Annotated in this window: 24 protein-coding genes and 1 rRNA gene; 16 read left to right on the top strand and 9 right to left on the bottom strand. The window is 64.3% G+C overall.

The annotated features are described in order from the left end of the window. Window positions 1-131: 131 nt before the first annotated feature. The 12 genes from H3O04_RS21330 (at window position 132) to H3O04_RS21275 (ending at window position 11,040) form a co-directional block, all read left to right on the top strand. Window positions 132-782, top strand: coding sequence for an NADH-quinone oxidoreductase subunit J (locus H3O04_RS21330; RefSeq protein WP_011545812.1), 651 nt, complete (start codon window positions 132-134; stop codon window positions 780-782). Window positions 783-800: 18 nt separating this feature from the next. Then, window positions 801-1,106: an NADH-quinone oxidoreductase subunit NuoK gene (gene nuoK / locus H3O04_RS21325; protein WP_006478272.1), complete on the top strand. Its 306-nt coding sequence runs from the start codon at window positions 801-803 to the stop codon at window positions 1,104-1,106. 17 nt (window positions 1,107-1,123) lie between these two features. After that, window positions 1,124-3,178, top strand: coding sequence for an NADH-quinone oxidoreductase subunit L (nuoL, locus tag H3O04_RS21320; protein ID WP_006478273.1), 2,055 nt, complete (start codon window positions 1,124-1,126; stop codon window positions 3,176-3,178). 18 nt (window positions 3,179-3,196) lie between these two features. Next, the gene (locus H3O04_RS21315; protein ID WP_006484881.1) at window positions 3,197-4,687 is read left to right on the top strand and encodes an NADH-quinone oxidoreductase subunit M; all 1,491 of its coding nucleotides are present in this window, start codon (window positions 3,197-3,199) and stop codon (window positions 4,685-4,687) included. Window positions 4,688-4,723: 36 nt separating this feature from the next. Continuing rightward, on the top strand, window positions 4,724-6,178 hold the full coding sequence (nuoN, locus tag H3O04_RS21310; RefSeq protein ID WP_023476907.1) for an NADH-quinone oxidoreductase subunit NuoN: 1,455 nt from the start codon (window positions 4,724-4,726) through the stop codon (window positions 6,176-6,178). Beyond that, a complete protein-coding gene (locus H3O04_RS21305) occupies window positions 6,178-6,474 on the top strand; it encodes a DUF2818 family protein (RefSeq protein ID WP_006478276.1) in 297 nt (98 codons plus the stop codon). The genes nuoN and H3O04_RS21305 overlap by 1 nt, the downstream gene beginning before the upstream one ends. 39 nt (window positions 6,475-6,513) lie before the next feature. After that, a complete protein-coding gene (locus H3O04_RS21300) occupies window positions 6,514-7,104 on the top strand; it encodes an NUDIX domain-containing protein (RefSeq protein ID WP_006478277.1) in 591 nt (196 codons plus the stop codon). Between the two features lie 136 nt (window positions 7,105-7,240). Then, complete coding sequence (locus H3O04_RS21295; protein WP_006478278.1) at window positions 7,241-7,663, top strand: DUF1178 family protein; 423 nt, start codon at window positions 7,241-7,243, stop codon at window positions 7,661-7,663. 54 nt (window positions 7,664-7,717) lie between these two features. Next, complete coding sequence (locus H3O04_RS21290; protein WP_012328900.1) at window positions 7,718-8,914, top strand: acyl-CoA dehydrogenase family protein; 1,197 nt, start codon at window positions 7,718-7,720, stop codon at window positions 8,912-8,914. Window positions 8,915-8,933: 19 nt separating this feature from the next. Continuing rightward, window positions 8,934-10,067 (top strand): acyl-CoA dehydrogenase family protein, encoded by a 1,134-nt coding sequence (locus H3O04_RS21285; protein ID WP_011545810.1) that lies wholly within the window; start codon window positions 8,934-8,936, stop codon window positions 10,065-10,067. Window positions 10,068-10,105: 38 nt separating this feature from the next. Further along, complete coding sequence (locus H3O04_RS21280) at window positions 10,106-10,567, top strand: MaoC family dehydratase (protein ID WP_041489222.1); 462 nt, start codon at window positions 10,106-10,108, stop codon at window positions 10,565-10,567. Next, the gene (locus H3O04_RS21275; RefSeq protein WP_006496999.1) at window positions 10,564-11,040 is read left to right on the top strand and encodes a MaoC family dehydratase; all 477 of its coding nucleotides are present in this window, start codon (window positions 10,564-10,566) and stop codon (window positions 11,038-11,040) included. Before H3O04_RS21280 ends, H3O04_RS21275 begins: the two co-directional genes overlap by 4 nt. Before the next feature lie 47 nt (window positions 11,041-11,087). Here the strand turns inward: H3O04_RS21275 and H3O04_RS21270 are convergent, their stop codons facing one another. Continuing rightward, a complete protein-coding gene (locus H3O04_RS21270; RefSeq protein ID WP_011545808.1) occupies window positions 11,088-11,780 on the bottom strand; it encodes a glutathione binding-like protein in 693 nt (230 codons plus the stop codon). 219 nt (window positions 11,781-11,999) lie between these two features. Further along, the gene (locus H3O04_RS21265) at window positions 12,000-12,791 is read right to left on the bottom strand and encodes an oxepin-CoA hydrolase, alternative type (RefSeq protein ID WP_202588393.1); all 792 of its coding nucleotides are present in this window, start codon (window positions 12,789-12,791) and stop codon (window positions 12,000-12,002) included. A gap of 202 nt (window positions 12,792-12,993) precedes the next feature. Here H3O04_RS21265 and H3O04_RS21260 point away from each other — a divergent pair, with 202 nt between their 5' ends. Continuing rightward, window positions 12,994-13,650, top strand: a complete 657-nt coding sequence (locus H3O04_RS21260) for a glutathione S-transferase family protein (protein WP_006478285.1) — start codon at window positions 12,994-12,996, stop codon at window positions 13,648-13,650. A gap of 42 nt (window positions 13,651-13,692) precedes the next feature. Here the strand turns inward: H3O04_RS21260 and H3O04_RS21255 are convergent, their stop codons facing one another. Both H3O04_RS21255 and H3O04_RS21250 read right to left on the bottom strand, forming a co-directional pair. Then, on the bottom strand, window positions 13,693-14,865 hold the full coding sequence (locus H3O04_RS21255) for a pyridoxal phosphate-dependent aminotransferase (RefSeq protein WP_043887951.1): 1,173 nt from the start codon (window positions 14,863-14,865) through the stop codon (window positions 13,693-13,695). A 27-nt stretch (window positions 14,866-14,892) separates the two neighbouring features. Further along, window positions 14,893-15,390, bottom strand: a complete 498-nt coding sequence (locus H3O04_RS21250; protein WP_006478287.1) for a putative toxin-antitoxin system toxin component, PIN family — start codon at window positions 15,388-15,390, stop codon at window positions 14,893-14,895. A 57-nt stretch (window positions 15,391-15,447) separates the two neighbouring features. Here H3O04_RS21250 and yaaA point away from each other — a divergent pair, with 57 nt between their 5' ends. Further along, the gene (yaaA, locus tag H3O04_RS21245) at window positions 15,448-16,230 is read left to right on the top strand and encodes a peroxide stress protein YaaA (protein ID WP_175789491.1); all 783 of its coding nucleotides are present in this window, start codon (window positions 15,448-15,450) and stop codon (window positions 16,228-16,230) included. A 184-nt stretch (window positions 16,231-16,414) separates the two neighbouring features. Beyond that, window positions 16,415-17,569 carry a M14 family metallopeptidase gene (locus H3O04_RS21240; RefSeq protein WP_011545803.1) on the top strand — a complete coding sequence of 385 codons (1,155 nt, stop codon included), beginning with the start codon at window positions 16,415-16,417 and terminating at the stop codon, window positions 17,567-17,569. 83 nt (window positions 17,570-17,652) lie between these two features. Here H3O04_RS21240 and H3O04_RS21235 read toward each other — a convergent pair whose 3' ends face one another. From H3O04_RS21235 to H3O04_RS21215, 5 genes are all read right to left on the bottom strand, one after another. Continuing rightward, entirely contained in the window at window positions 17,653-18,309 is a 657-nt protein-coding gene (locus H3O04_RS21235) for a BspC domain-containing protein (protein ID WP_011545802.1), read from the bottom strand. A 139-nt stretch (window positions 18,310-18,448) separates the two neighbouring features. Then, window positions 18,449-19,123: an energy-coupling factor ABC transporter permease gene (locus tag H3O04_RS21230; RefSeq protein WP_011545801.1), complete on the bottom strand. Its 675-nt coding sequence runs from the start codon at window positions 19,121-19,123 to the stop codon at window positions 18,449-18,451. A gap of 76 nt (window positions 19,124-19,199) precedes the next feature. Beyond that, entirely contained in the window at window positions 19,200-20,036 is an 837-nt protein-coding gene (locus tag H3O04_RS21225; RefSeq protein ID WP_054928003.1) for a response regulator transcription factor, read from the bottom strand. Window positions 20,037-20,246: 210 nt separating this feature from the next. Next, complete coding sequence (locus H3O04_RS21220; RefSeq protein WP_012328889.1) at window positions 20,247-21,464, bottom strand: DUF2863 family protein; 1,218 nt, start codon at window positions 21,462-21,464, stop codon at window positions 20,247-20,249. Window positions 21,465-21,625: 161 nt separating this feature from the next. Beyond that, window positions 21,626-21,832, bottom strand: a complete 207-nt coding sequence (locus H3O04_RS21215) for a hypothetical protein (RefSeq protein ID WP_166488142.1) — start codon at window positions 21,830-21,832, stop codon at window positions 21,626-21,628. Between the two features lie 199 nt (window positions 21,833-22,031). Here H3O04_RS21215 and H3O04_RS21210 point away from each other — a divergent pair. Continuing rightward, a 16S ribosomal RNA gene (locus H3O04_RS21210) occupies window positions 22,032-22,135 on the top strand; the annotation flags it as partial.

The following is a 22,135-nucleotide window of genomic DNA, read 5'->3' as shown; positions in this document are numbered from 1 at the left end:
CGACGCGCCGTATCGTTGATTGTGTTTGCAGTGCCGGCCCGGCATGAACGATGCACGGGCCGAGCCGCCGCGACGGGTGCGGGCGTTCCGCAAGCCGCGCCTGACTATGGCCTAACGATGAACCGGTAATCATGGAATTCACGACCGTACTGTTCTACATCTTCGCGCTGCTCCTGGTGGTATCAGGGCTGAAGGTGATCACTTCGCGCAACCCGGTGGCGTCTGCGCTTTTCCTTGTGCTGGCGTTCTTCAACGCCGCCGCGATCTGGATGCTGCTGGAAGCGGAGTTCCTCGCGATCCTGCTGGTTCTGGTCTACGTGGGCGCGGTGATGGTGCTGTTCCTGTTCGTCGTGATGATGCTGGACATCAACATCGACTACCTGCGCCGCGACTTCAAGCGCTTCGTACCGATGGCGACCGTGGTCGGCGCGATCATCGTGATCGAAACCGCGCTGATCCTGTGGCGCGGTTACGGCGACACGCACACCGTGCATGCGATGGCGACGGGCGAGATGGCCAACTGGTCGAATACGCGCCTGATCGGCAAGGTGATCTACACCGACTACATCTTCGCGTTCGAAATCGCCGGCTTGGTGCTGCTGGTCGCGATCATCGCCGCGATCGGGCTGACCGAGCGCAAGGGCAAGGACAGCAAGCGCCAGCGCGTGTCGGATCAGGTCAAGGTGCGTCGCAACGACCGCGTGCGCCTCGTGAAGATGGAAGCGGACAAGCCGCAGCCGGAAACGGCGCAGAGCGAAGCCGGTTCGGGCACCAACGGCTAAGCGGAGGAAAAGAAAACCATGCTGACTCTTGCTCACTACCTTGTGCTCGGCGCGATCCTGTTTGCGATCGCGATCGTCGGGATTTTCCTGAACCGCCGCAACGTCATCATCATCCTGATGTCGATCGAACTGATGCTGCTGGCGGTGAACACCAACTTCGTCGCGTTCTCGCATTACCTCGGCGACGTGCACGGCCAGATCTTCGTGTTCTTCGTGCTGACCGTCGCCGCAGCGGAAGCCGCGATCGGCCTCGCGATTCTGGTGACCCTGTTCCGTAAGCTCGACACGATCAATGTCGAGGATCTCGATCAGCTCAAAGGTTAATTTCAGGCTACGCTGTTATGTCAACGACACTCAATGAAAACCTGCTGCTGGCGATTCCGCTCGCTCCGCTGGCCGGCTCGCTGATTGCGGGGCTGTTCGGGAACGCAGTCGGGCGCAAGGGCGCACACCGGATCACGATCCTCGGCGTATTGATCGCGTTCCTCCTGTCGGCGAAAGTCTTCTTCGACGTGATGGGCGGCGCAAGCTTCAACGCGACCGTCTACGAATGGATGAACGTCGGCTCGCTGAAGCTCGAAGTCGGCTTCCTCGTCGATTCGCTGACCGCGATGATGATGGTCGTCGTGACCTTCGTCTCGCTGATGGTGCACGTGTACACGATCGGCTACATGGCGGAGGAAGACGGCTACCAGCGCTTCTTCTCGTACATCTCGCTGTTCACGTTCTCGATGCTGATGCTCGTGATGAGCAACAACTTCCTGCAGCTGTTCTTCGGCTGGGAAGCGGTGGGTCTGGTGTCGTACCTGCTGATCGGCTTCTACTTCACGCGTGAGAGCGCGATCTACGCGAACATGAAGGCGTTCCTCGTGAACCGCGTGGGCGACTTCGGCTTCCTGCTCGGCATCGGCCTGTTGCTCGCGTTCGCCGGCTCGATGAACTACGGCGAAGTGTTCGCGAAGCGCGCCGAACTGGCGAGCCTGCACTTCCCGGGCACCGACTGGGGCCTGCTGACCGTTGCCTGTATCTGCCTGTTCATCGGCGCGATGGGTAAGTCGGCCCAGTTCCCGCTGCACGTGTGGCTGCCGGACTCGATGGAAGGCCCGACCCCGATCTCGGCGCTGATTCACGCGGCGACGATGGTGACGGCCGGCATCTTCATGGTGTCGCGCATGTCGCCGCTGTTCGAACTGTCGGATACCGCGCTGTCGTTCATCACGGTGATCGGCGCGATCACGGCGCTCTTCATGGGCTTCCTGGGCATCGTCCAGAACGACATCAAGCGCGTGGTCGCGTACTCGACGCTGTCGCAGCTCGGCTACATGACCGTCGCGCTCGGCGTGTCCGCTTACCCGGTCGCCGTGTTCCACCTGATGACGCACGCGTTCTTCAAGGCGCTGCTGTTCCTCGGCGCCGGCTCGGTCATCATGGGCATGCACCACGACCAGGACATGCGCAACATGGGCGGCCTGCGCAAGTACATGCCGATCACGTGGATCACGTCGCTCGTCGGTTCGCTCGCGCTGATCGGCACGCCGTTCTTCTCGGGCTTCTACTCGAAGGACTCGATCATCGACGCGGTGAAGCTGTCGCACCTGCCGGGTTCGGGCTTCGCGTACTTCGCGGTCGTCGCGAGCGTGTTCGTCACGGCGCTGTACTCGTTCCGCATGTACTTCCTGGTGTTCCACGGCGAGGAGCGCTTCCGCAAGCCGAAGCATCCGGAATCGCCGATGGGCATGGCGGCCGCGCACGGTCACGACGATCACGGCCATGGCCACGGTCATGACGACCACGCGCACGAGCCGCACGAGACCCCGTGGGTCGTGTGGGTGCCGCTGGTCCTGCTGGCGATCCCGTCGGTGATCATCGGCGCGATCGCGATCAGCCCGATGCTGTTCGGCGATTTCTTCCAGCACGGCGTCGCATTCGACAAGGTGATCTTCATCGGCGAAAACCATCCGGCACTCGCCGAGATGGCCGAAGAGTTCCACGGCTGGGTTGGCATGGGCCTGCACTCGGTGTCGGGCCTGCCGGTGTGGCTGGCGCTTGCCGGCGTGGTCGTCGCGTGGTTCCTGTACCTGAAGCGTCCGGAGCTGCCGGCGTCGATCCGCCGCGCGTTCGGCCCGATCTACACGCTGCTGGACAACAAGTACTACATGGACAAGATCAACGAAGTGGTGTTCGCCCGGGGTTCGGTGGCGATCGGCCGCGGCCTGTGGAAGGAGGGTGACGTCGTGGTGATCGACGGCCTCGTCAACGGCAGCGCCCGGTTCATCGGCTGGTTCGCCGGCGTGATCCGCTTCCTCCAATCCGGTTACATCTATCACTACGCGTTCGCCATGATCATCGGCATGCTGGGGCTCCTGACCCTGTTTGTAACGCTCGGCGGCAAATAAGGCGGGGAGACAACACTAATGCACGCTTTTCCGATTCTCAGTACCGCGATCTGGCTGCCGATCGTTTTCGGCCTCCTCGTGCTGGCGGTAGGTAACGACAAAAATCCGGGGACGGCCCGCTGGGTTGCGCTGATCGGCGCGCTGCTCGGCCTCGCGGTCACGATCCCGTTGATCACGGGCTTCGACTCGAGCACGGCCGCACTGCAGTTCGTCGAGAAGTCGACCTGGATCGAACGCTTCGACATTGCGTATCACCTCGGCGTCGACGGCATCTCGATGTGGTTCGTCGTGCTGACCGCGCTGATCACGGTGATCGTCGTGATCGCCGCATGGGAAGTGATCACCGAGAACGTCGCGCAGTACCTCGCGGCATTCCTGATCCTGTCCGGGATCATGATCGGCGTGTTCTCGGCGGCCGACGGCCTGCTGTTCTACGTGTTCTTCGAGGCGACCCTGATCCCGATGTACATCATCATCGGCGTGTGGGGCGGCCCGAACCGCGTGTATGCGGCATTCAAGTTCTTCCTGTACACGCTGGCCGGCTCGCTGCTGATGCTGGTCGCGCTGATCTACCTGTACACGGAAACGCATTCGTTCGACCTCGCGACGTGGCAGAACGCGAAGATCGCGATGACGCCACAGATCTTGCTGTTCATTGCCTTCTTCCTCGCGTTCGCGGTGAAGGTGCCGATGTGGCCGGTGCACACGTGGCTGCCGGACGCGCACGTGGAAGCGCCGACAGGCGGCTCGGTCGTGCTGGCTGCGATTATGCTGAAGCTCGGCGCATACGGTTTCCTGCGCTTCTCGCTGCCGATCACGCCTGACGCGAGCCACTTCCTGGCACCCGTCGTGATCACGCTGTCGCTGATCGCGGTGATCTACATCGGCCTCGTCGCGATGGTGCAGGCCGACATGAAGAAGCTGGTCGCGTATTCGTCGATCGCGCACATGGGCTTCGTCACGCTCGGCTTCTTCATCTTCAACCAGCTCGGCGTCGAAGGCGCGATCATCCAGATGATCTCGCACGGCTTCGTGTCGGGCGCGATGTTCCTCTGCATCGGCGTGTTGTACGACCGCGTGCACTCGCGCCAGATCGCCGACTACGGCGGCGTCGTGAACGTGATGCCGAAGTTCGCGGCATTCGCGATGCTGTTCTCGATGGCCAACTGCGGCCTGCCGGGTACGTCGGGTTTCGTCGGCGAGTTCATGGTGATTCTCGCGGCCGTCCAGTACAACTTCTGGATCGCATTCGGCGCGGCATTCACGCTGATCCTCGGCGCGGCCTACACGCTGTGGATGTACAAGCGCGTGTATTTCGGCGCGGTGGCGAACGATCACGTCGCCAAGCTGAAGGACATCGGCCGTCGCGAATTCCTGATGCTGGCCGTGCTCGCCGCGTTCACGCTGCTGATGGGCCTGTATCCGAAGCCTTTCACCGACGTGATGCACGTTTCCGTCGAAAACCTCCTCTCCCACGTCGCGCAGTCGAAGCTGCCGCTGGCCCAGTAATCGCGAGCGGAGGAACTCAAGATCATGAACGCTCCTATGAATGTCCTGTTGCCCGACGCGCTGGTGATGGCCGCCATCGTCGTCGCATGGCTGAACGACACCTTTGCCGGTGCTTCCGGTCGCCGCCTGACCTATCTGATCGCAGTCGTCTCGTCGGTGGTCGCCGGCGTGTGGTTCGCGGTCCAGGCGCTCGACCCGCAGCCGTACTACTTCTTCTCGAAGATGATCGTCGTCGACTCGTTCGCGAGCATGATGAAGGCGGTCGTGTCGTTCGGTTTCGCGGTCTCGCTCGTCTATTCGCGCAAGTACCTCGAAGACCGCGACATGTTCCGCGGCGACGTGTTCCTGCTCGGCATGTTCTCGCTGCTCGGTCAGCTGGTCATGGTGTCGGGCAACAACTTCCTGACGCTGTACCTCGGCCTCGAACTGATGTCGCTGTCGCTGTACGCGGTCATCGCGCTGCGCCGCGACGCCGCACAGTCGAGCGAAGCCGCGATGAAGTACTACGTGCTGGGCGCGCTCGCGTCGGGCTTCGTGCTGTACGGCATCTCGATGCTCTACGGCGCGACCGGCTCGCTCGAATTGGGTGAGGTGTACAAGGCGGTCGGCGGCAACACCGACGCGGCCGTGCTGATGTTCGGCGTGATCTTCATCGTCGCCGGTATCGCGTTCAAGCTCGGCGCCGTGCCGTTCCACATGTGGGTGCCGGACGTCTACCAGGGCGCACCGACCGCGATGACGCTGTTCGTCGGCGGCGGCCCGAAGGTTGCCGCGTTCGCATGGGGCCTGCGCTTCCTGGTGATGGGCCTGCTGCCGCTCGCCCAGAACTGGCAGACCGCGCTCGTGATCCTCGCCGCGCTGTCGCTGATCGTCGGTAACATCACCGGTATCGTCCAGCGCAACATCAAGCGGATGCTCGCGTACTCGGCGATCTCGAACATGGGCTTCGTGCTGCTCGGCCTGCTCGCGGGCATCGTGAAGGGCGACGCGGCGGCACCGGCGAACGCGTACAGCTCGGCGATGTTCTACGCGATCGTCTACCTGATCACGACGCTCGGCTCGTTCGGCGTGGTGATGCTGCTCGCGCGCCGCGATTTCGAAGCGGAAACGATCGACGACTTCAAGGGCCTCAACAAGCGCAGCCCGGTGTTCGCGTTCGTGATGATGGTCATGATGTTCTCGCTGGCCGGCATCCCGCCGACCGTCGGCTTCTACGCGAAGCTGGCCGTGCTCGAGGCGACCGTCAACGCGGGCCTCACGTGGCTGGCCGTGCTGGCCGTGATCACGTCGCTGTTCGGTGCGTTCTACTACCTGCGCATCGTGAAGCTGATGTACTTCGATGCCCCGCAGGATTCGACGCCGATCTCGGGCGATTTCTGCAAGCGCACGATCCTCGTGCTGAACGGCCTGGCGGTCGTCGTGCTCGGCCTGATCCCGAGCCCGCTGCTGACTGCCTGCCTGCAGGCAATCCGTCACACGCTGCCGCTGTAATGTCGGCAGCCGGCTGGTTCATCGTGCTGTTGGCGCTCGTCTGCGCCAACCTGCCGTTCCTGAACCAACGCCTCTTCGCCGTCGTGCCGTTCGGCGCGACCAAGAAGAACGCGTGGGTGCGGATCGGCGAGCTGATCGTGCTGTACTTCGTCGTCGGCGCGCTCGGCTTCTGGCTCGAGTCGCGCGCCGGCAACCGCTTCGAACAGGGCTGGCAGTTTTACGCGATCACGTTCAGTCTCTTCGTCGTGTTCGCGTTTCCCGGCTTCACGTTCCAGTATCTCGTCAAACGACGCTGACGGCTTCGGCCGTCCGTCGTGCTCATTCAGGAGCCGCCGATGGCCGAACTACCCAATCACGACGCCGCACTGACCGAAACCTGCCTCGAGAGCGAGGCGATCTTCGAAGGCGCGTTCCTCAAGCTCAAGCGCGACACCGTCCGTCTGCCGGACGGCAAGAAGGCCACGCGCGAATACGTCCAGCACCCGGGTGCGGTGATGGTGATCCCGCTGTTCGACGACGGCCGCGTGCTGATGGAAAGCCAGTTCCGCTATCCGATCGGCAAGGTGATGGCCGAATTCCCGGCCGGCAAGCTCGACCCGAACGAAGGCGCGCTCGCGTGCGCGGTGCGCGAACTGCGCGAGGAAACCGGCTACACGGCGCGCGAGTACGTGTTCCTGGCCCGCATCCACCCGATCATTTCCTATTCGACGGAATTCATCGACCTGTACCTCGCGCGCGGGCTCACGGCCGGCGAGCGCAAGCTCGACGAAGGCGAATTCCTCGAAACCTTCACCGCGACGCTGGCAGACCTGCAGGAATGGGTGCGCACGGGCCAGATCTCCGACGTGAAGACGATCATCGGCACGATGTGGCTCGACAAGGTGCTGTCCGGCACGTGGCCGCTCGGGCCGGTCGTCACGCCGTGAGTGCGGCGTCAGCGGCGGCCGGGGCACCGCGTTACAATCCCGTGACGTGGCGCATTCGCGCCGCGTGATCGCGATTTAGCACGATCGTTCACAAAACCGCTTTTTGCGCTACACTCGTCACACGCCCTGATTCAGCATGAAGGTCCTCGATTTACAGTGCCCGCACGGTCATCGGTTCGAAGGCTGGTTCGCTTCCGCCGATGAATTCGAAGCGCAGTTGTCCCGCAAGCTGGTCGAATGTCCGGTGTGCGGGACCACCGAGGTCAACCGTCTGCCGTCGGCGCCGCGCCTGAACCTGTCGGGCGCGACGCAGGCGCAGCCGGCCGATCCGCGTGCGCTGCAGGCGCAGGTGATGCGCGCGCTGCGCGAGGTGCTGGAGAAGACCGAGAACGTGGGCGAGCGCTTCGCCGAGGAAGCGCGGCGCATCCATTACAACGAGGCGCCCGCACGCAGCATTCGCGGCGTCACGACGCCAGAGGATGCGCAGTCCTTGGTCGAAGAAGGCATCGACGTGATGCCGCTGCCGATTCCAGCCGCGCTGAAAGAACCGCTGCAATAACGTACGCAGCGTGTCCTGGCCGGGCCGGACGGTCGCGGACAGGAGACACTGCGCATGGATCTGGATTATTCCCCCGCCGACGACGCGTTCCGCGTTGACGTCCGCGCCTGGCTCGAGGCCAACCTGCCTCACGCACTGCGCGCCAAGGTACTCGATCACAAACGACTCGACCGCGAGGATTTCGCGAGCTGGCACCGCATTCTGGGCCAGCGCGGCTGGTCCGCACCCGCATGGCCGGTCGAATATGGCGGCCCGGGCTGGAACGCGACGCAGCGGCACATCTGGGACGAGGAGTGCGCGCGGATCGGTGCGCCGACCGTGCTGCCGTTCGGGGTGTCGATGGTCGCGCCGGTCCTGATGAAATACGGCAGCGAAGCGCAGAAGCGCCACTATCTGCCGCGTATTCTCGACGGCTCGGACTGGTGGTGCCAGGGCTATTCGGAGCCGGGTTCCGGGTCCGACCTCGCGTCGCTGCGCACGCGCGCCGAGCGCCACGGCGATCACTACGTCGTCAACGGCCAGAAGACCTGGACCACGCTCGGCCAGTACGCCGACATGATGTTCTGCCTCGTGCGCACCGATCCGGCCGCGAAGAAGCAGGAGGGCATCTCGTTCCTGCTGATCGACATGAAGACGCCCGGCATCACGGTGCGGCCGATCGTGATGCTCGACGAGGACCACGAGGTCAACGAGGTGTTCTTCGAGGACGTGAAGGTGCCGGTCGAGAATCTCGTCGGCGACGAGAACCGCGGCTGGACCTACGCGAAATACCTGCTCGGCCACGAGCGCACCGGCATCGCGCGCGTCGGCGCGTCGAAGCGGGAGCTTGCGTTCCTGAAGCGCGTCGCATCGAATCAGCGCAAGAACGGCAAGCCGTTGCTCGCCGATCCCGTGTTCGCCGCGAAGGTCGCGGCACTCGAAGTCGAGTTGATGGCGCTGGAAGTGACGGTGCTGCGCGTCGTCAGCCGCGAGACGAGCGGCAAGGGGCCCGGCCCCGAGGCGTCGATGCTGAAGATCAAGGGCACCGAGGTGCAGCAGGCGCTCACCGAGCTGATGGTCGAAGCGATCGGCCCGCTGGCCGCCCCATTCGACGTGCCGTTTCTCGACGGCGAGCGCGAGCACAGCATCGCGGGCGACGACGATGCGGCGCCGCTCGCCGCGTACTACTTCAATTACCGGAAGACGTCGATCTACGGCGGTTCGAACGAGATCCAGAAGAACATCATCGCGCAGATGATTCTGGGGCTGTGATCAGGGAACGGAGACAACCATGGATTTCAGCTTTACCGATGAGCAGCAGCAGTTCGCCGACGCGCTGCGCCGGTATCTCGGCGAGCAATATGGCTTCGAAGCGCGCCAGGCGATCGTGCGTAGCGATGCCGGTGTGTCGGACGCGCAGTGGCGCGCATTCACCGAACTCGGCTTGACCGCGTTGCCCGTGCCGGACGCACAGGGCGGCTTCGGCGGCGGCCCGGTCGACATGCTGGTCGTGATGCAGGAGCTGGGCCGCGCGCTCGTGATCGAGCCGTACTGGGCCACGGCGGTCGGCGTCGAGGCGTTGCGGATCGCCGGCTCCGGCGCAGGCGACGATGCCGCGCTGCTGGAGGCGGTCGCGCAAGGGCAAAAGCGCGTGGCGGTCGCATTCCACGAACCGCGGGCGCGCTACGATCTATACGAACTCGACACGCACGCACGCGAGCAGGGCGGCACGTACCGGCTGACCGGCGCCAAGTCGGTGGTTCAGCACGGCGCGCAGGCGCACGTGTGGATCGTGCCTGCGCGAATCGACGGTGGCGGCATCGGCCTCTTCGTCGTCGAACGCGATGCAGCGAACACGAAGGTGGTCGACTACCGGACCATCGACGGCCAGCGTGCCGCGACGATCACGTTCGACGACACGCCGGCCCGACTGCTGACGGGCGGTGCGCGCGACGCGGTGGCCCTCGAGCAGATCGCCGATTACGCGACCTTCCTGCTGTGCGCGGAAGCGGTTGGCGCGCTCGACGAGCTGAATCGCGCGACGGTCGAATATACGAAGACGCGCGAGCAGTTCGGCGTGCCGATCGCGCGTTTTCAGGCGCTGCAGCACCGGATGGTCGACATGCTGATCCATGCCGAGCAGGCGCGTTCACTGACCTATCTCGCGGCAGTGCGCTACGCGAACGGCGATGCCGATGCACGGCGCAAGGCCGTGTCGGCCGCGAAGGCCCGGGTCGGGGCGGCCGCGCGCTTCGTCGGCCAGCAGGCGGTCCAATTGCACGGCGGCATGGGCGTGACCAACGAGGTGGCCGCCGCGCACCTGTTCAAACGGCTGTCGATCATCGAGACGACGCTTGGCGATACCGATCATCACCTCGCCCGCATCACGGCGCTGCCCGATTTCGCGCAGACCGACGTAGCATGACGGTGACGCGCGAGCGCGTCAGACAAGGAGACTTATCAGTGGGCATCAGTTACGAAGATCTGGTGGTCGGCAGTACCACCGAAGTGGGCCGCTACACGTTCGAGCCGGACGACATCAAGACGTTCGCGAAGCGCTACGATCCGCAGCCGTTCCATGTCGACGAGGCAGCGGGGAAGGCCTCGCATTTCGGCGGGCTCGTCGCGAGCGGCTGGCATACGTGTTCGGTGTTCATGAGCCTGCTGGTTCAGAAGCTCGGGCCGGATTCGACCAGCATGGGCTCGCCGGGCATCGATTCGATCCGCTGGCTGAAGCCGGTGCGCGCCGGTGACACGATCACGATGTATCAGAAGGTGCACGACAAGCGCGTGTCGGAGAGCAAGCCCGATCGCGGCATCGTATCGACCGAATGGGTCGGCGTGAACGAAGCCGGCCAGACGGTGATCAGCGTGCACACCAAAGTGATTTTCGGGCTGCGCCATCCGGGAGGCGCGAACCCATGACCGACGTGACCTTGCCGCTGATCGCCTCGGCCCAGGCGCTGCAGGCGCGGGTCGGCGCGGAGCCGCTCGCGAGCGGCTGGATCGAGATCGACCAGCCGCGCGTCGACGGTTTCGCCGACGCGACCGGCGATCATCAATGGATTCACGTCGACCCCGAACGCGCGCGGCGCGAGTCGCCGTTCGGCGGCCCGATCGCGCACGGATTCCTGACGCTGTCGCTGATTCCGGCGTTGATGACCGACGCGATGCGCTTCGAGCAGAAGATGGGCGTGAACTACGGGCTGAACCGCGTGCGGTTCCTGAAGCCGGTGCCGGTCGGGGCGCGCGTGCGTGCGCTGTTCGCGGTGAAGGAAACCGCCGACGCCGCGCGCGGCGGCATCCAGGTGACGTGGTCGGTATCGGTGCAGGTCGAGCGCCCCGACGCGCCGCTGCCGGTGTGCGCGGCGGAGTTCATCACGCTGCATTACTTCTGAAGCACGGAGCGGCATGCACGGATGCCGCTCCGCCCGCCTCGTGCGGGTCAGCGCTTCGCGTATTGCGTTGCGCCGAACAGCACCTCGCGTGCCTTGTCGTCCTGCAGCGCCTTGCGCATCGACGCGAGCACCTCGACGCCGCGCTGCACGGCCGGTCGCGCGGCGATCGTCTCGTGCCAGCGCTTCACGTTCGGCAACGCGTCGAGCACGATGCCCTGGTTCTGCCATGAGCGCGTCCACGGGAACGTCGCGATGTCCGCGATCGTATACGTGTCGCCCGCCAGATACTCGGATTCGCCGAGGCGTTTTTCCATCACGTTGTACAGGCGCTTCGCTTCGTTCGTATAGCGGTTGACCGCATACTCGATCTTCTCCGGCGCATACAGCCGGAAGTGGTGCGCCTGCCCGAGCATCGGGCCGACACCGCCCATCTGGAACATCAGCCACTCGAGCGTCGCATAGCGCGCGGCCGGATCGGTCGGCAGGAACTTGCCGGTCTTCTCCGCGAGGTAAATCAGGATCGCGCCCGATTCGAACAGCGAGATCGATTGGCCGCCGGGGCCGTCCGGATCCACGATTGCCGGGATCTTGTTGTTCGGGCTGATCTTCAGGAACTCGGGCTCGAACTGGTCGCCCGCGCCGATATCGACCGGATGCGCACGATACGCGAGGCCGGTTTCCTCGAGCATGATGTGTACCTTGTGGCCGTTCGGGGTCGCCCAACTATAGACGTCGATCATCGTCAACTCCTGTGTGGCATGCGCGAAAACGGCGCCGGCGGCGCCGCGACAGGCGGTCATTAGAGCATGGATCGACACGGGCTGCTGGCGACGCAAACGCGCGCGCCGACGGGCAGGCACGGCGGGGCCGGAGAGCGTCGCCGACATGGCGTACGCGTCGGCGGGCCGCATCGGATGGACCCGGCAGCGTGGCGTCGGGTCGAGGTCCGACGCGGTGGATCAGCGCTTGTAGCGCGGCTGACGCTTCTCGAGAAAAGCGGTGATGCCTTCGAGCCCGTCCGCATGATGCAGCGACGCGACGAAATGATCGCGCTCGGTGCCGAGGTGCGCGTCCAGCGGTTGCGCGGTCGCGTCGTCGAGCAGCGACTTGATGCGCGTGAGCGCATTCGGCGAGATGCCGGCGAGTGCGTCGGCCCAGGCCAGTGCGTCGCTCAATGCGGTGCCTGGCGCGGCGAGCCGGTTGACGACGCCGAGCGCATGCAGGCGTTCGGCGGCGACCGGTTTGCCTTCGAACAGGATTTCGGCCGCGATCGCACGCGGCAGCGCGCGGGCGAGAAACCACGAGCCGCCGCCGTCGGGCGTCAGGCCGACGCGCGCATACGACATCACGAATTTCGCATCGTGTGCGGCGACGATCAGGTCACACGCGAGCGCGAGCGAGAAGCCCGCGCCGGCCGCGGCGCCTTCGACGGCCGCGATCACTGGCTTCGTCGACGCGCGGATCGCCGTGACCCATGCCGCGAGCTGATCGATGCTGTCGGCCTGGAAGGACGGATCCTTCGAGCGATTCTCGAGCAGCCGGTTCAGGTTGCCGCCGGCGCAGAAGAAGCGATCGGCGCCCGTCAGCACGACGGCGCGAATCGCCGGATCGCGCTCGGCGGTGGCGAGCGCTTCGATGCCCGCCGCGTACATGTCGGGATGCAGCGCGTTGCGCGCGCCAGGATTGGACAGCGTGAGGACGAGCGTCGATTCGTTCTCGGGCGGACGCGAGGCCAGCAGTTCAGCACTCATGCGAGCGTGTCTCCATCGGGTGGCGCGGCGACGACGCCGCGTGTGTCGTGCGGACGGCCAGAGCCGATGTCGCAGCGGATGTAATGTTGTCGTGACGAACGCAAAACTTGCTTTAGACTAGCACGAACGTGCTTTTCGGCGTGATGAATCCCGATGCGGCTGGCGTCGATGCGGCCGCCCCTGAGCAAGGAAGGAGACTTCGATGTTACAGCTGTGCGGTATTCCGTTGTCCAACTACTACAACAAGGTGAAGTTCGTCCTGCTCGAGCACGACATTCCGTTCGAGGAAGCGGTGTGCGGTTTGCCGATCAGCGATCCGGCGCAGCTTGCCGATTCGCCGCTCGGCAAGATTCCGTTCCTGAAGACCGAAGAGGGGGCGCTGTTCGAGTCGCAGGCGATCATCGAATACCTGGCGGCGCGCTATCCCGAGAAAGGCATTTTCCCCACGAGCCCGTTCGCGGCGGCAAAGGTGCGCGAACTGGTCGAGACGCTCGAGCTGTATCTCGAATGGGTGGCGCGCGAGGTGTACACGGAAGCGTTTTTCGGCGGCAAGGTCAGCGACGGGATGAAGGCGCACGTCGAGAAGCGCCTGCCGCGAGCGATCGATGCATTCAAGCAGATGACACGTTTTTCGCCGTATGTGCTCGGCGAGTCGTTCGGCCTCGCGGACATCGCCGCGTGGGTCCATCTGCCGGTCATCGGCATGGCGACGAAGGCCATATACGGGCGCGATTTCCTGCTCGATGCCGGCATCGACTGGAAAGCGCACGCCAAGATGGTGAGTGAACGCCCTGCCGCGCAGCGCGTGGCCGCCGAGCGCAAGGCGTATGTCGAAGCGGCGAACGTCGCGCGTTCGTAACCGCGGTTCCCGAAGGACGGCGTACGGCCGCCCGTGCGGGTCTTACAGGCGGGCCAGCCGTTCGAGCGCGGACGCGAGCGTGCTTTCCTGCTTCGCGAAGCAGAAGCGCACGACGCCCGATTCGTGCGGCTCGTGATAGAACGCCGACACCGGAATGGCGGCCACGCCGATCTCCGACGTGAGCCACTTCGAGAATTCCGCTTCGGGCAGGTCGCTGATTGCCGAGTAATCGACGCACTGGAAGTACGTGCCCGTGCACGGCAGCAGCTTGAAGCGCGTGCGCTCGAGACCGGCCCGGAAGAAGTCGCGCTTGCGCTGATAGAAGCCTGCGAGCGACAGGTACGGCGCCGGGTCACGCAGGTAGTCGGCGAGCCCGATCTGCATCGGCGTGTTCACCGTGAACACGTTGAACTGGTGGACCTTGCGGAACTCCGCGGTCAGCGCCGCCGGCGCCGCGACGTAACCCACCTTCCAGCCCGTCACGTGATAGGTCTTGCCGAAGCTCGACACGATGAAGCTGCGCGCGGCGAGTTCCGGATAGCGCGCGACGCTTTCGTGGCGTGCGCCGTCGTAGACCATGTGCTCGTAGACCTCGTCGGACAGGATCAGCACGTTGGTGCCGCGCACGATGTCCTCGAGCTTGCGCATGTCCGCCTCGCGCCACACGGTGCCCGTCGGGTTGTGCGGCGTGTTGATCAGGATCATCCGCGTTTTCGGCGTGATCGCGGCCGCGAGACGGTCGAACGGGATCGCGTAGTCGGGCGCCTCCAGCGTGACGAACACGGGCTTGCCGCCGGCGAGCTCGATCGACGGCAGGTAGCTGTCGTAGGTCGGCTCGACCACGATTACTTCGTCGCCCGGATGCACCGCGCACAGGATCGCCGTCAGCAGCGCCTGGGTCGCGCCGGCCGTCACGGTGATTTCGGTGCCCGGATCGTAGCGCCGGCCGTACACCTGCGCGATCTTGTCGGCGATCGCGTCGCGCAGCGGCGCGACGCCGGCCATCGGCGGGTACTGGTTGTGCCCGTTGCGCATCGCGGCGGCGACCGCATCGACGATGCGCGGATCGCAATCGAAATCCGGAAAGCCCTGGCCGAGGTTCACCGCCCCTTTTTCGGCGGCAAGCGCGCTCATGACCGTGAAGATCGTCGTGCCGACGTTCGGCAGGCGCGACGGGAAAACGGGTGTCGTTGGCATATCTGAAGGAGCGTTCATCGATACGGTCGAAATCGGGTTGGGGCGTCAGGCCGGCGTCGCCGTGGCGGGCGGCGCGGCGTCGAGGGCGCAGGCTTCGGCAAACGGCGCGGGTTGCGCGATCCGGAAACCGAAGTCGCGTGCGGTGCGTTTCGCGAGCTTCAGCAGCGCGCGGTCTTTCGACACGAGCCAATCGGCCTGCGCGGCGCGGGCGAGTTCGAGAAATTTCTGGTCGTCGCGGTCCTTGCACTTCGGCAGCGGCGGCGCGTCGGCATCGAGGGGCGGCGGCTCGACGAGGCTCGCGAGCCGGGCGACCGTTGCGAGCGCGGCCGCCTTGTCGATCGCGCGCGACTGGAACTGCGGATAGTCGAGCACGTATTCGAGTTCGGTCAGGCAGCGGCCGTCGATCACGGCGGCCAGCGTGCCGCGCTCCAGCGCGGCACGGATCGGGCGCGTGGCGGGGTCGTCGAATACGAGAATGTCGATCCAGACGTTCGAGTCGAGCACGACGCGGTGTGCGGCATGCGGGGCGAGAGAGCGGGTCATTCGTTACAATCGGTGGTTTTCGTCTGACCGCAAGGCACGGCGTGCCAGCGAGCCTCTATGATAATCGTTCTCTCTCCCGCCAAATCCCTCGACTACGACACGCCCGCGCATGTCGAGTCTTACACGAAGCCTGCATTCGTCGACGACGCGTCGGAGCTGATCGACGGCCTGCGCAAGCTGTCGCCGCAGGACATCGCCACGCTGATGGATATCTCCGATCCGCTCGCGCGCCTGAACTTCCAGCGCTACGCCGACTGGTCGCCGACCTTCACGCCGGCCAACGCGAAGCAGGCCGTGCTGGCGTTCAACGGCGACGTCTACGAGGGATTCGACGCGAAATCGCTGTCGTCCACCGATCTCGACTATGCGCAGCAGCACGTGCGCGTGCTGTCGGGCCTGTACGGGCTGCTGCGCCCGCTCGATCTGCTGCAGCCGTATCGGCTCGAGATGGGCACGCGGTTCGCGAACGCGCGCGGCAAGGATCTGTATGCGTTCTGGGGCGACCGCATCACGCGGGCACTGAACGAACAGCTCGAGACGCGCAGCGGCGCGGCGCGCGTGCTCGTCAACTGCGCGTCGACCGAATACTTCAAGTCGGTCAAGCCGAAGCTGCTGGCCGCACCGGTCATCACGCCGGTATTCGAGGACTGGAAGGGCGGACGCTACAAGATCATCAGCTTCCATGCGAAACGCGCGCGTGGCCTGATGGCGCGTTTTGTCGTCGAGAACCGGATCACCGACCCGAATGCGCTGAAGGAATTCGCGACGGAAGGTTATGCGTTCGATGCGGCTGCGTCGAACGATTCGACTTACGTATATCGCCGGCGCGTCGGCGAGTGACCCTGCCGGCCGTTCACGAGACGGCCGGCGCTTATGAGGCCGGACAGGCGGTACATCGTCTGCTTCGGTCGCGAGCTTTGCATGAGACCAGTGTAAGCGCCAAAGCGCTAACACCAGTCGACAGCTTTGCATGGGACCGGAGTAAGCGCTAAAGCGCTAACTCCGGTCGACAAAGGAGAGATAGATGGCCCTTTCGATCACCAGTAATTTCGACGCAGGCGCAATCGACGTCGTGTCGTGCGACAGCCCCGACGCAATCCGGCTGCGCGTGCGCGGCGACAATCGTTCGGAGTTCGCGCAATGGTTTTACTACCGCTTGACGGGTGCACGCGGCGAGCGATGCGTGATGACGTTCGAGAACGCAGCCGAATGCGCGTATCCGTCGGGTTGGCGCAACTACCACGCGGTGGCGAGCTACGACCGGGTCGACTGGTTCCGCGTACCGACGACGTTCGACGGCAAGACGATGACCATCGACCATACGCCGGAGTTCGACAGCATCTACTACGCGTATTTCGAACCGTACTCGGAAGAGCGTCACGCGGCGTTTCTCGGTGCGGTCCAGCAGTTGCCGCAGGCGAGCGTCGTCGAGCTCGGCCGTACGGTCGAAGGCCGTCCGATGTCGCTGCTGACGCTCGGCACGCCGGAAACCGATGGTGCGCCGAAGAAGAAGGTGTGGATCATCGCGCGTCAGCATCCGGGCGAATCGATGGCCGAGTGGTTCGTCGAAGGCCTGGTCAAGCGGCTGGCCGGATGGGGCGACTGGGCTGGCGATCCGGTTGCGCGCAAGCTCTACGATCGCGCGACGTTCTACATCGTCCCGAACATGAACCCGGACGGCAGCGTGCACGGTAACCTGCGCACCAATGCGGCCGGCGCGAACCTGAACCGCGAGTGGATGGCACCCGATGCCGAGCGCAGCCCCGAAGTGCTGGCCGTGCGCGATGCGATCCACGCGATCGGTTGCGACATGTTCTTCGACATTCACGGCGACGAGGATCTGCCGTACGTGTTCGTCGCCGGCTCGGAGATGCTGCCAAGCTTTACCGAGCAGCAGGGCAAGGAGCAGGCTGCGTTCATCGACGCGTTCAAGGTCGCAAGCCCCGACTTCCAGACCGAGCATGGCTACGCGGCGAGCAAGTACAAGGAAGATGCGCTGAAGCTCGCGTCGAAGTACATCGGCCACCAGTTCGGCTGTCTGTCGTTGACGCTCGAAATGCCGTTCAAGGACAACGCCAACCTGCCCGACGAGCGCGTCGGCTGGAACGGCGAGCGCAGCGCGGCGCTCGGCGCGGCGATGCTCGCCGCGATCCTGGTGCACATCGACACGTTCGGTTAAGCACGGCCGTCGTCGCATGAAAAAAGCCGACGCATCTTGCGATGCGTCGGCTTTTTTGCTGCTGTCGTTGCCGCTCCGTCGTATCAGGACTTCTTCGCGGTTTTTTTCTTCACGGCTTTCTTCTGGCCACTTGATTTCTTCGTCGCGACGGCCTTCTTGCTGCCGGTGCGACCCGATGCCTTCGCCTTGGCCTTGCCGCGATGCGACTTGCCCTTGAACTTCTTCGTCGAAGACGACGAGCGCTCGACGCGTGGCTTCAGCGGCGGAACCGGGTCGTTCCAGCTGAACGCGAGCATTTGCTGGCCGACGTAGCCGCAACGGAATTTCAGCGGCGTCGGATCGCTGCCGTTGCTGTGGATGCCGAGCCCGTCGACGGTGACGATGTTGTCGACCTTCACGCGCTGCTTGCCCTGGTCGAACGAGTCGTTCCACGGCGTGATCGTCGCGTTGCCGCTGTCGAATGCGTTCGGCGCGAAGTCGACGCGGTCGAACGCCGTCGACGTGCTGGCGATGAAGCTGCCGTGCGCCGCACAATCGGCGGCGAGCGGATCGGCATGCATCTCGTTGACGAATTTGTTGATCAGTTCGGAGCGCTGGTCGAGCAGATCGGCGAATACCGGTGCGGGAAGCGCAAGCGACAGGCCCGCGATACAGGCTGCCAGCTTGCCGAGCGCCCGGAAAATCCGGAGCGAGGCAGGAGAGCTGTCCATCTGGTTATTGGTGAGGAGCGAAGGAGACATCGGGCACGTATAGATGCCCGATGAAGAACAGGAGTTCAATCTTAGCGTAAAAAAGTTGTGCAGCAGTAGGTGGCGTATTCGGCGCGCGCCGCGGAAGTACCGCCGGTACGCGTGTGCGCCGAGCCGATCAGGGGGATTTTCAGGCGCGCGGGCCGCCGAGGCGGTAGCGCCGGACGTCGAAGGTCGTGACCCACGCGGGGCGATAGACGGCGATGAGTGCCGTTGCCATGCCGGTGAACCATGCTTCGCCGAGCGCCAGCAGTGCGGTGTTCAGCAGATAGCCGGCCGGAATCACGACGGGCACGCCGTCGGCGAGTGCGAGCTGGACACCTGCCGCCGCGGCGGCGACCGCGACGATCGCGATGGCCGGCGACAGGAAGCCCTGCCCGGTGATGAACGAGGCGAGGTTATGCGGTAGCCAGGCGAGCGCGGCGCGTTGCAGCAACGCCGACACGCCGACAGGCAGCGCACCGTAGATCAGATAGGTCAGGCCGATGCCTTGCCACGGCGCGTCAAAGATGACCGCGGCAATCGCCGTGACGGCGCCCATCGCGACCAGCGCGAGTGTCCAGTCGAACAGCGTGACGAGCAGGGTGGCGCCAAGCAGATGCATGACGATGCCATCCTCGAGCCATGCGTTCGAGGCCCACAGGACCGTGATCGCGGTGACGAGCGCGAGCCACACGTGCTGAAGCGTGGCGTCTTGCAGACGTACGAACGGGCGATTCCAGATCGCGAGCGCGAGCAGGGCCACGGCGGCGATCCAGCCACCGATGCCAACCCAGAGCGGAAGCGGTGTGAAAAGAAAACCCATGCGTCCATATTACTCGTTGAGCATCAAAGGTGGGAATCTGCACATGCCCGATCGTCGCAATATCGAGACTGTTTGCCTAGCGTCCGCGCCGGAACCGTGGCCGCGGTTCGGCGGCGAGCGGCAGGTCCTGCGTGCCGGCATGGGCGGTAGGCAACGGGTACGGACGGTCATGCCGTTGTGTACGCAGCGGAACCGGGCCGTGTTCGCCGATGGCCGGTTTGCGGGTGCGGTTGCGGTTCGCCAGCAGCACCTCGAGATGGGGCGACAGCCAGCCGTTGTAGATCGCGACGGCGGCGGCGCGGTTTGCTGCGCCGAGCTGCTGGAAGATGCTCGCGAGGTGGATCTTCACGGTGCCTTCGCTGATGCCGAGCGTACGCGCGATCATCTTGTTCGTGCTGCCCATGTGGACGAACCGCATGATCTGCGCTTGCCGCGGCGACAGGAGGCCGCTCGGCGGGCGGCGGGGCAGCGAGCCGGCGAGCGTCTGGAAATGGGCATCCTGGCGTGCCGTCGTCGGGGTGGGCAGCAGGCTGAGGGCGATCGGCGGAATGTAGTGCCCGCCCAGCAGCACGATCTCGAGCGCACGTACGATCAGGTGCGGCCGCGTGGAATGCGGGATCACGCCCGCGACGCCGTAGTTGAAGAAGCGCTGGATGGCTTCGGGCGAGACTTCGTCGACCAGGACGGCGATCGGCGTCGGCGAGCACGCGTTGCCGAGTGCCTGGAGCTCGCTGAGCCGGCCCACGTCGAGCCAGTCGATCGCGACGAGGTCGAAACGCTGGGTGCGCAGTAGCCGGCGCGCCAGGAAACTGTCGGGCGCATCGTTGATGCTGGCGTGCCGGTCGATCTGCCGCAGCAGGGCCTTCAGTCCGTCACGCCGTTCGGCGTCTGAGTTAAGCACCAAGAACCGCATATTCAATCTCCGTAAGGTGAGTCATCGACTGCTATCGGGTATAAGCTGGTCCCGATAATGACAAAGACCTTACACGATGTCTGCTTGGCTGAAAGGCTTAGGAAAAGTTCGAAATTTTCGGCGACAGAGCATCGGACAAGAAAAAAAGCCGCTTCGGCAGGCACCGGAAGCGGCTTTTGGCGGGGCAGGCCGATGGGCCTGCGGGGACTGTCAGTGGAAGTGCGGCTGGGCGGGCGACGCGTCTTCCGGCATTTCCGCATGGACGATTTCGCCGAGCGGATCTGCGTAGAGCGGCACGCCGCAGTCGTCGCAGTATTCGGGTTCGAAACGGCCCGCGTGCCTGCGGACGTCGGTTACGCCGCATTCCTTCAGCAGGCTCACGATTTCTTCGAGCGGCCCTTCGATCGGCGCTTCGCCTTCGAGCGTCGCGCTGTCGGTCGATACGTCGCCGTTTTCACGGCCGTAGAGCGGCCACACGACACCGTAGATCACGTCGTTGCTGGCACGCCGCGTGAAGCCCACGCGATACTCATCGATACGACGCTCGCCGAAGCCGGCGACCACCGCCCGCAACTCTTGCGGCGCCGCACCAAGTGTGTCGAATAGATAACGAATGGCCGTTCGGACGGTGTGCGGACGCACACGTTCGTCCGCATCGCGACAGGCCGAGTAGTACGCGTCCGGAAGCAGGCATTCGAATTCGCATCCGGGCAGCGCGATCGACAGGTTCGGGCCGCCTTGTGCCGTCCACTGTTCAAGGCACTGGCCGCGCTCGATGCGGCTGCCGTTTTCTTCTTCCTGCCAGCGGAACAGCGGTGCGCCGGCCGGCGCGGCGACGACCGCCAGCAGGAAGCGCGGATCGGCCAGGATCGGCGAGGTTTCCGGCAGATCGCCGAAGCTCAGCTTCGGGGTGTGCTGGCCGATTGCCGCATGGGCGAGTTGCTGCGCAAGCCGGTAGGTTTCCACGTGGTGCCGCGGCAACTGGTCGATGCTGTAGAGGAACGGGGCGAGCCCGACGAGCGTGCCGTTCGCCAGGACGTGCGCCTGCAGATGCGTTCGCAGCGCGTCGGCCACGTCGCCCTTGAGCGGACCGGACGGAATCATGTAACGCGTCCAGGCGAGAACCGGGACGGCGACCAGCAGCGCATCGTACGGTTGACCGTCGTGCTCGATCACCATCGACTCGCTGTGCGTCTCGGCCATATCGGCGAGCGCGCCGTAGGCGTCGGGATGATTCTGCTGGAGATGGTCGAGCGCGGCGTCGAGCGTGGTCTGATTGCCGTTGCGGACAATCTTGGCGAGCAGCGCATCGAGCTTCGCTTCCCAGAAGCGATCCTCGATGCGGCTGCCCGACGCGAAGAGCGCAAGCGACAGACCGACCAGTTTGTCGGCATCGGGGGGGAGGCGTTTGGCGATTCGCTGGCGCATATTAAAGACGTATATAGAAAGAGGCGAAGAACCTCACATTCTAGTCCGTTCTTTGCACCATAAGCGGTCTCGTGCCTCACGCATGGCCGGACGGCCGAATTGCGGCGTTTGTGAAAAAGTTGCGTCAAACCCCTTGCGCGATCGCCGGGGGGTGCATAGAATCACGCCTCTTTCGCGCTAACGGAAACGCGGCGCGGAAGGAAGGGAAGCAGTGCTGTTGGGGTTCGGTGGTAGCGAGCCTCGGCGGCACGGAAGTTGAGCCCCGCAGTCGCAACGAAGTCGTTCAGAAAGTTGTTGACGAGCTGCGAAACACGGTTCATAATCTCGCTTCTCTGCTGCTGAAAACGCAGCGCTGCTGAGGGGTTCAAGATTCCTCGCAGAAATGCTCTTTAAAAATTAACAGCCGATAAGTGTGGGCGCTTGATGAAAGCGAGCTGATCCTCGGATCAGATAGCAAAAGTATCAAGAGTCTCACACTAAAGTAAGTCAGGTTTATGAAGTGATTCATATTCCTGTCAGCTTTGAGTGAGCGACCGGTTCGAAAGAACCGAAAACAGTAACAGGTTTAAACTGAAGAGTTTGATCCTGGCTCAGATTGAACGCTGGCGGCATGCCTTACACATGCAAGTCGAACGGCAGCACGGGTGCTTGCACCTGGTGGCGAGTGGCGA

This window comes from Burkholderia sp. KCJ3K979 (assembly GCF_016759955.1).
GTDB lineage: Bacteria > Pseudomonadota > Gammaproteobacteria > Burkholderiales > Burkholderiaceae > Burkholderia > Burkholderia orbicola.
Note: the sequence above shows the minus strand (reverse complement) of the source record. Positions and strands in the feature narration are given on the sequence as shown.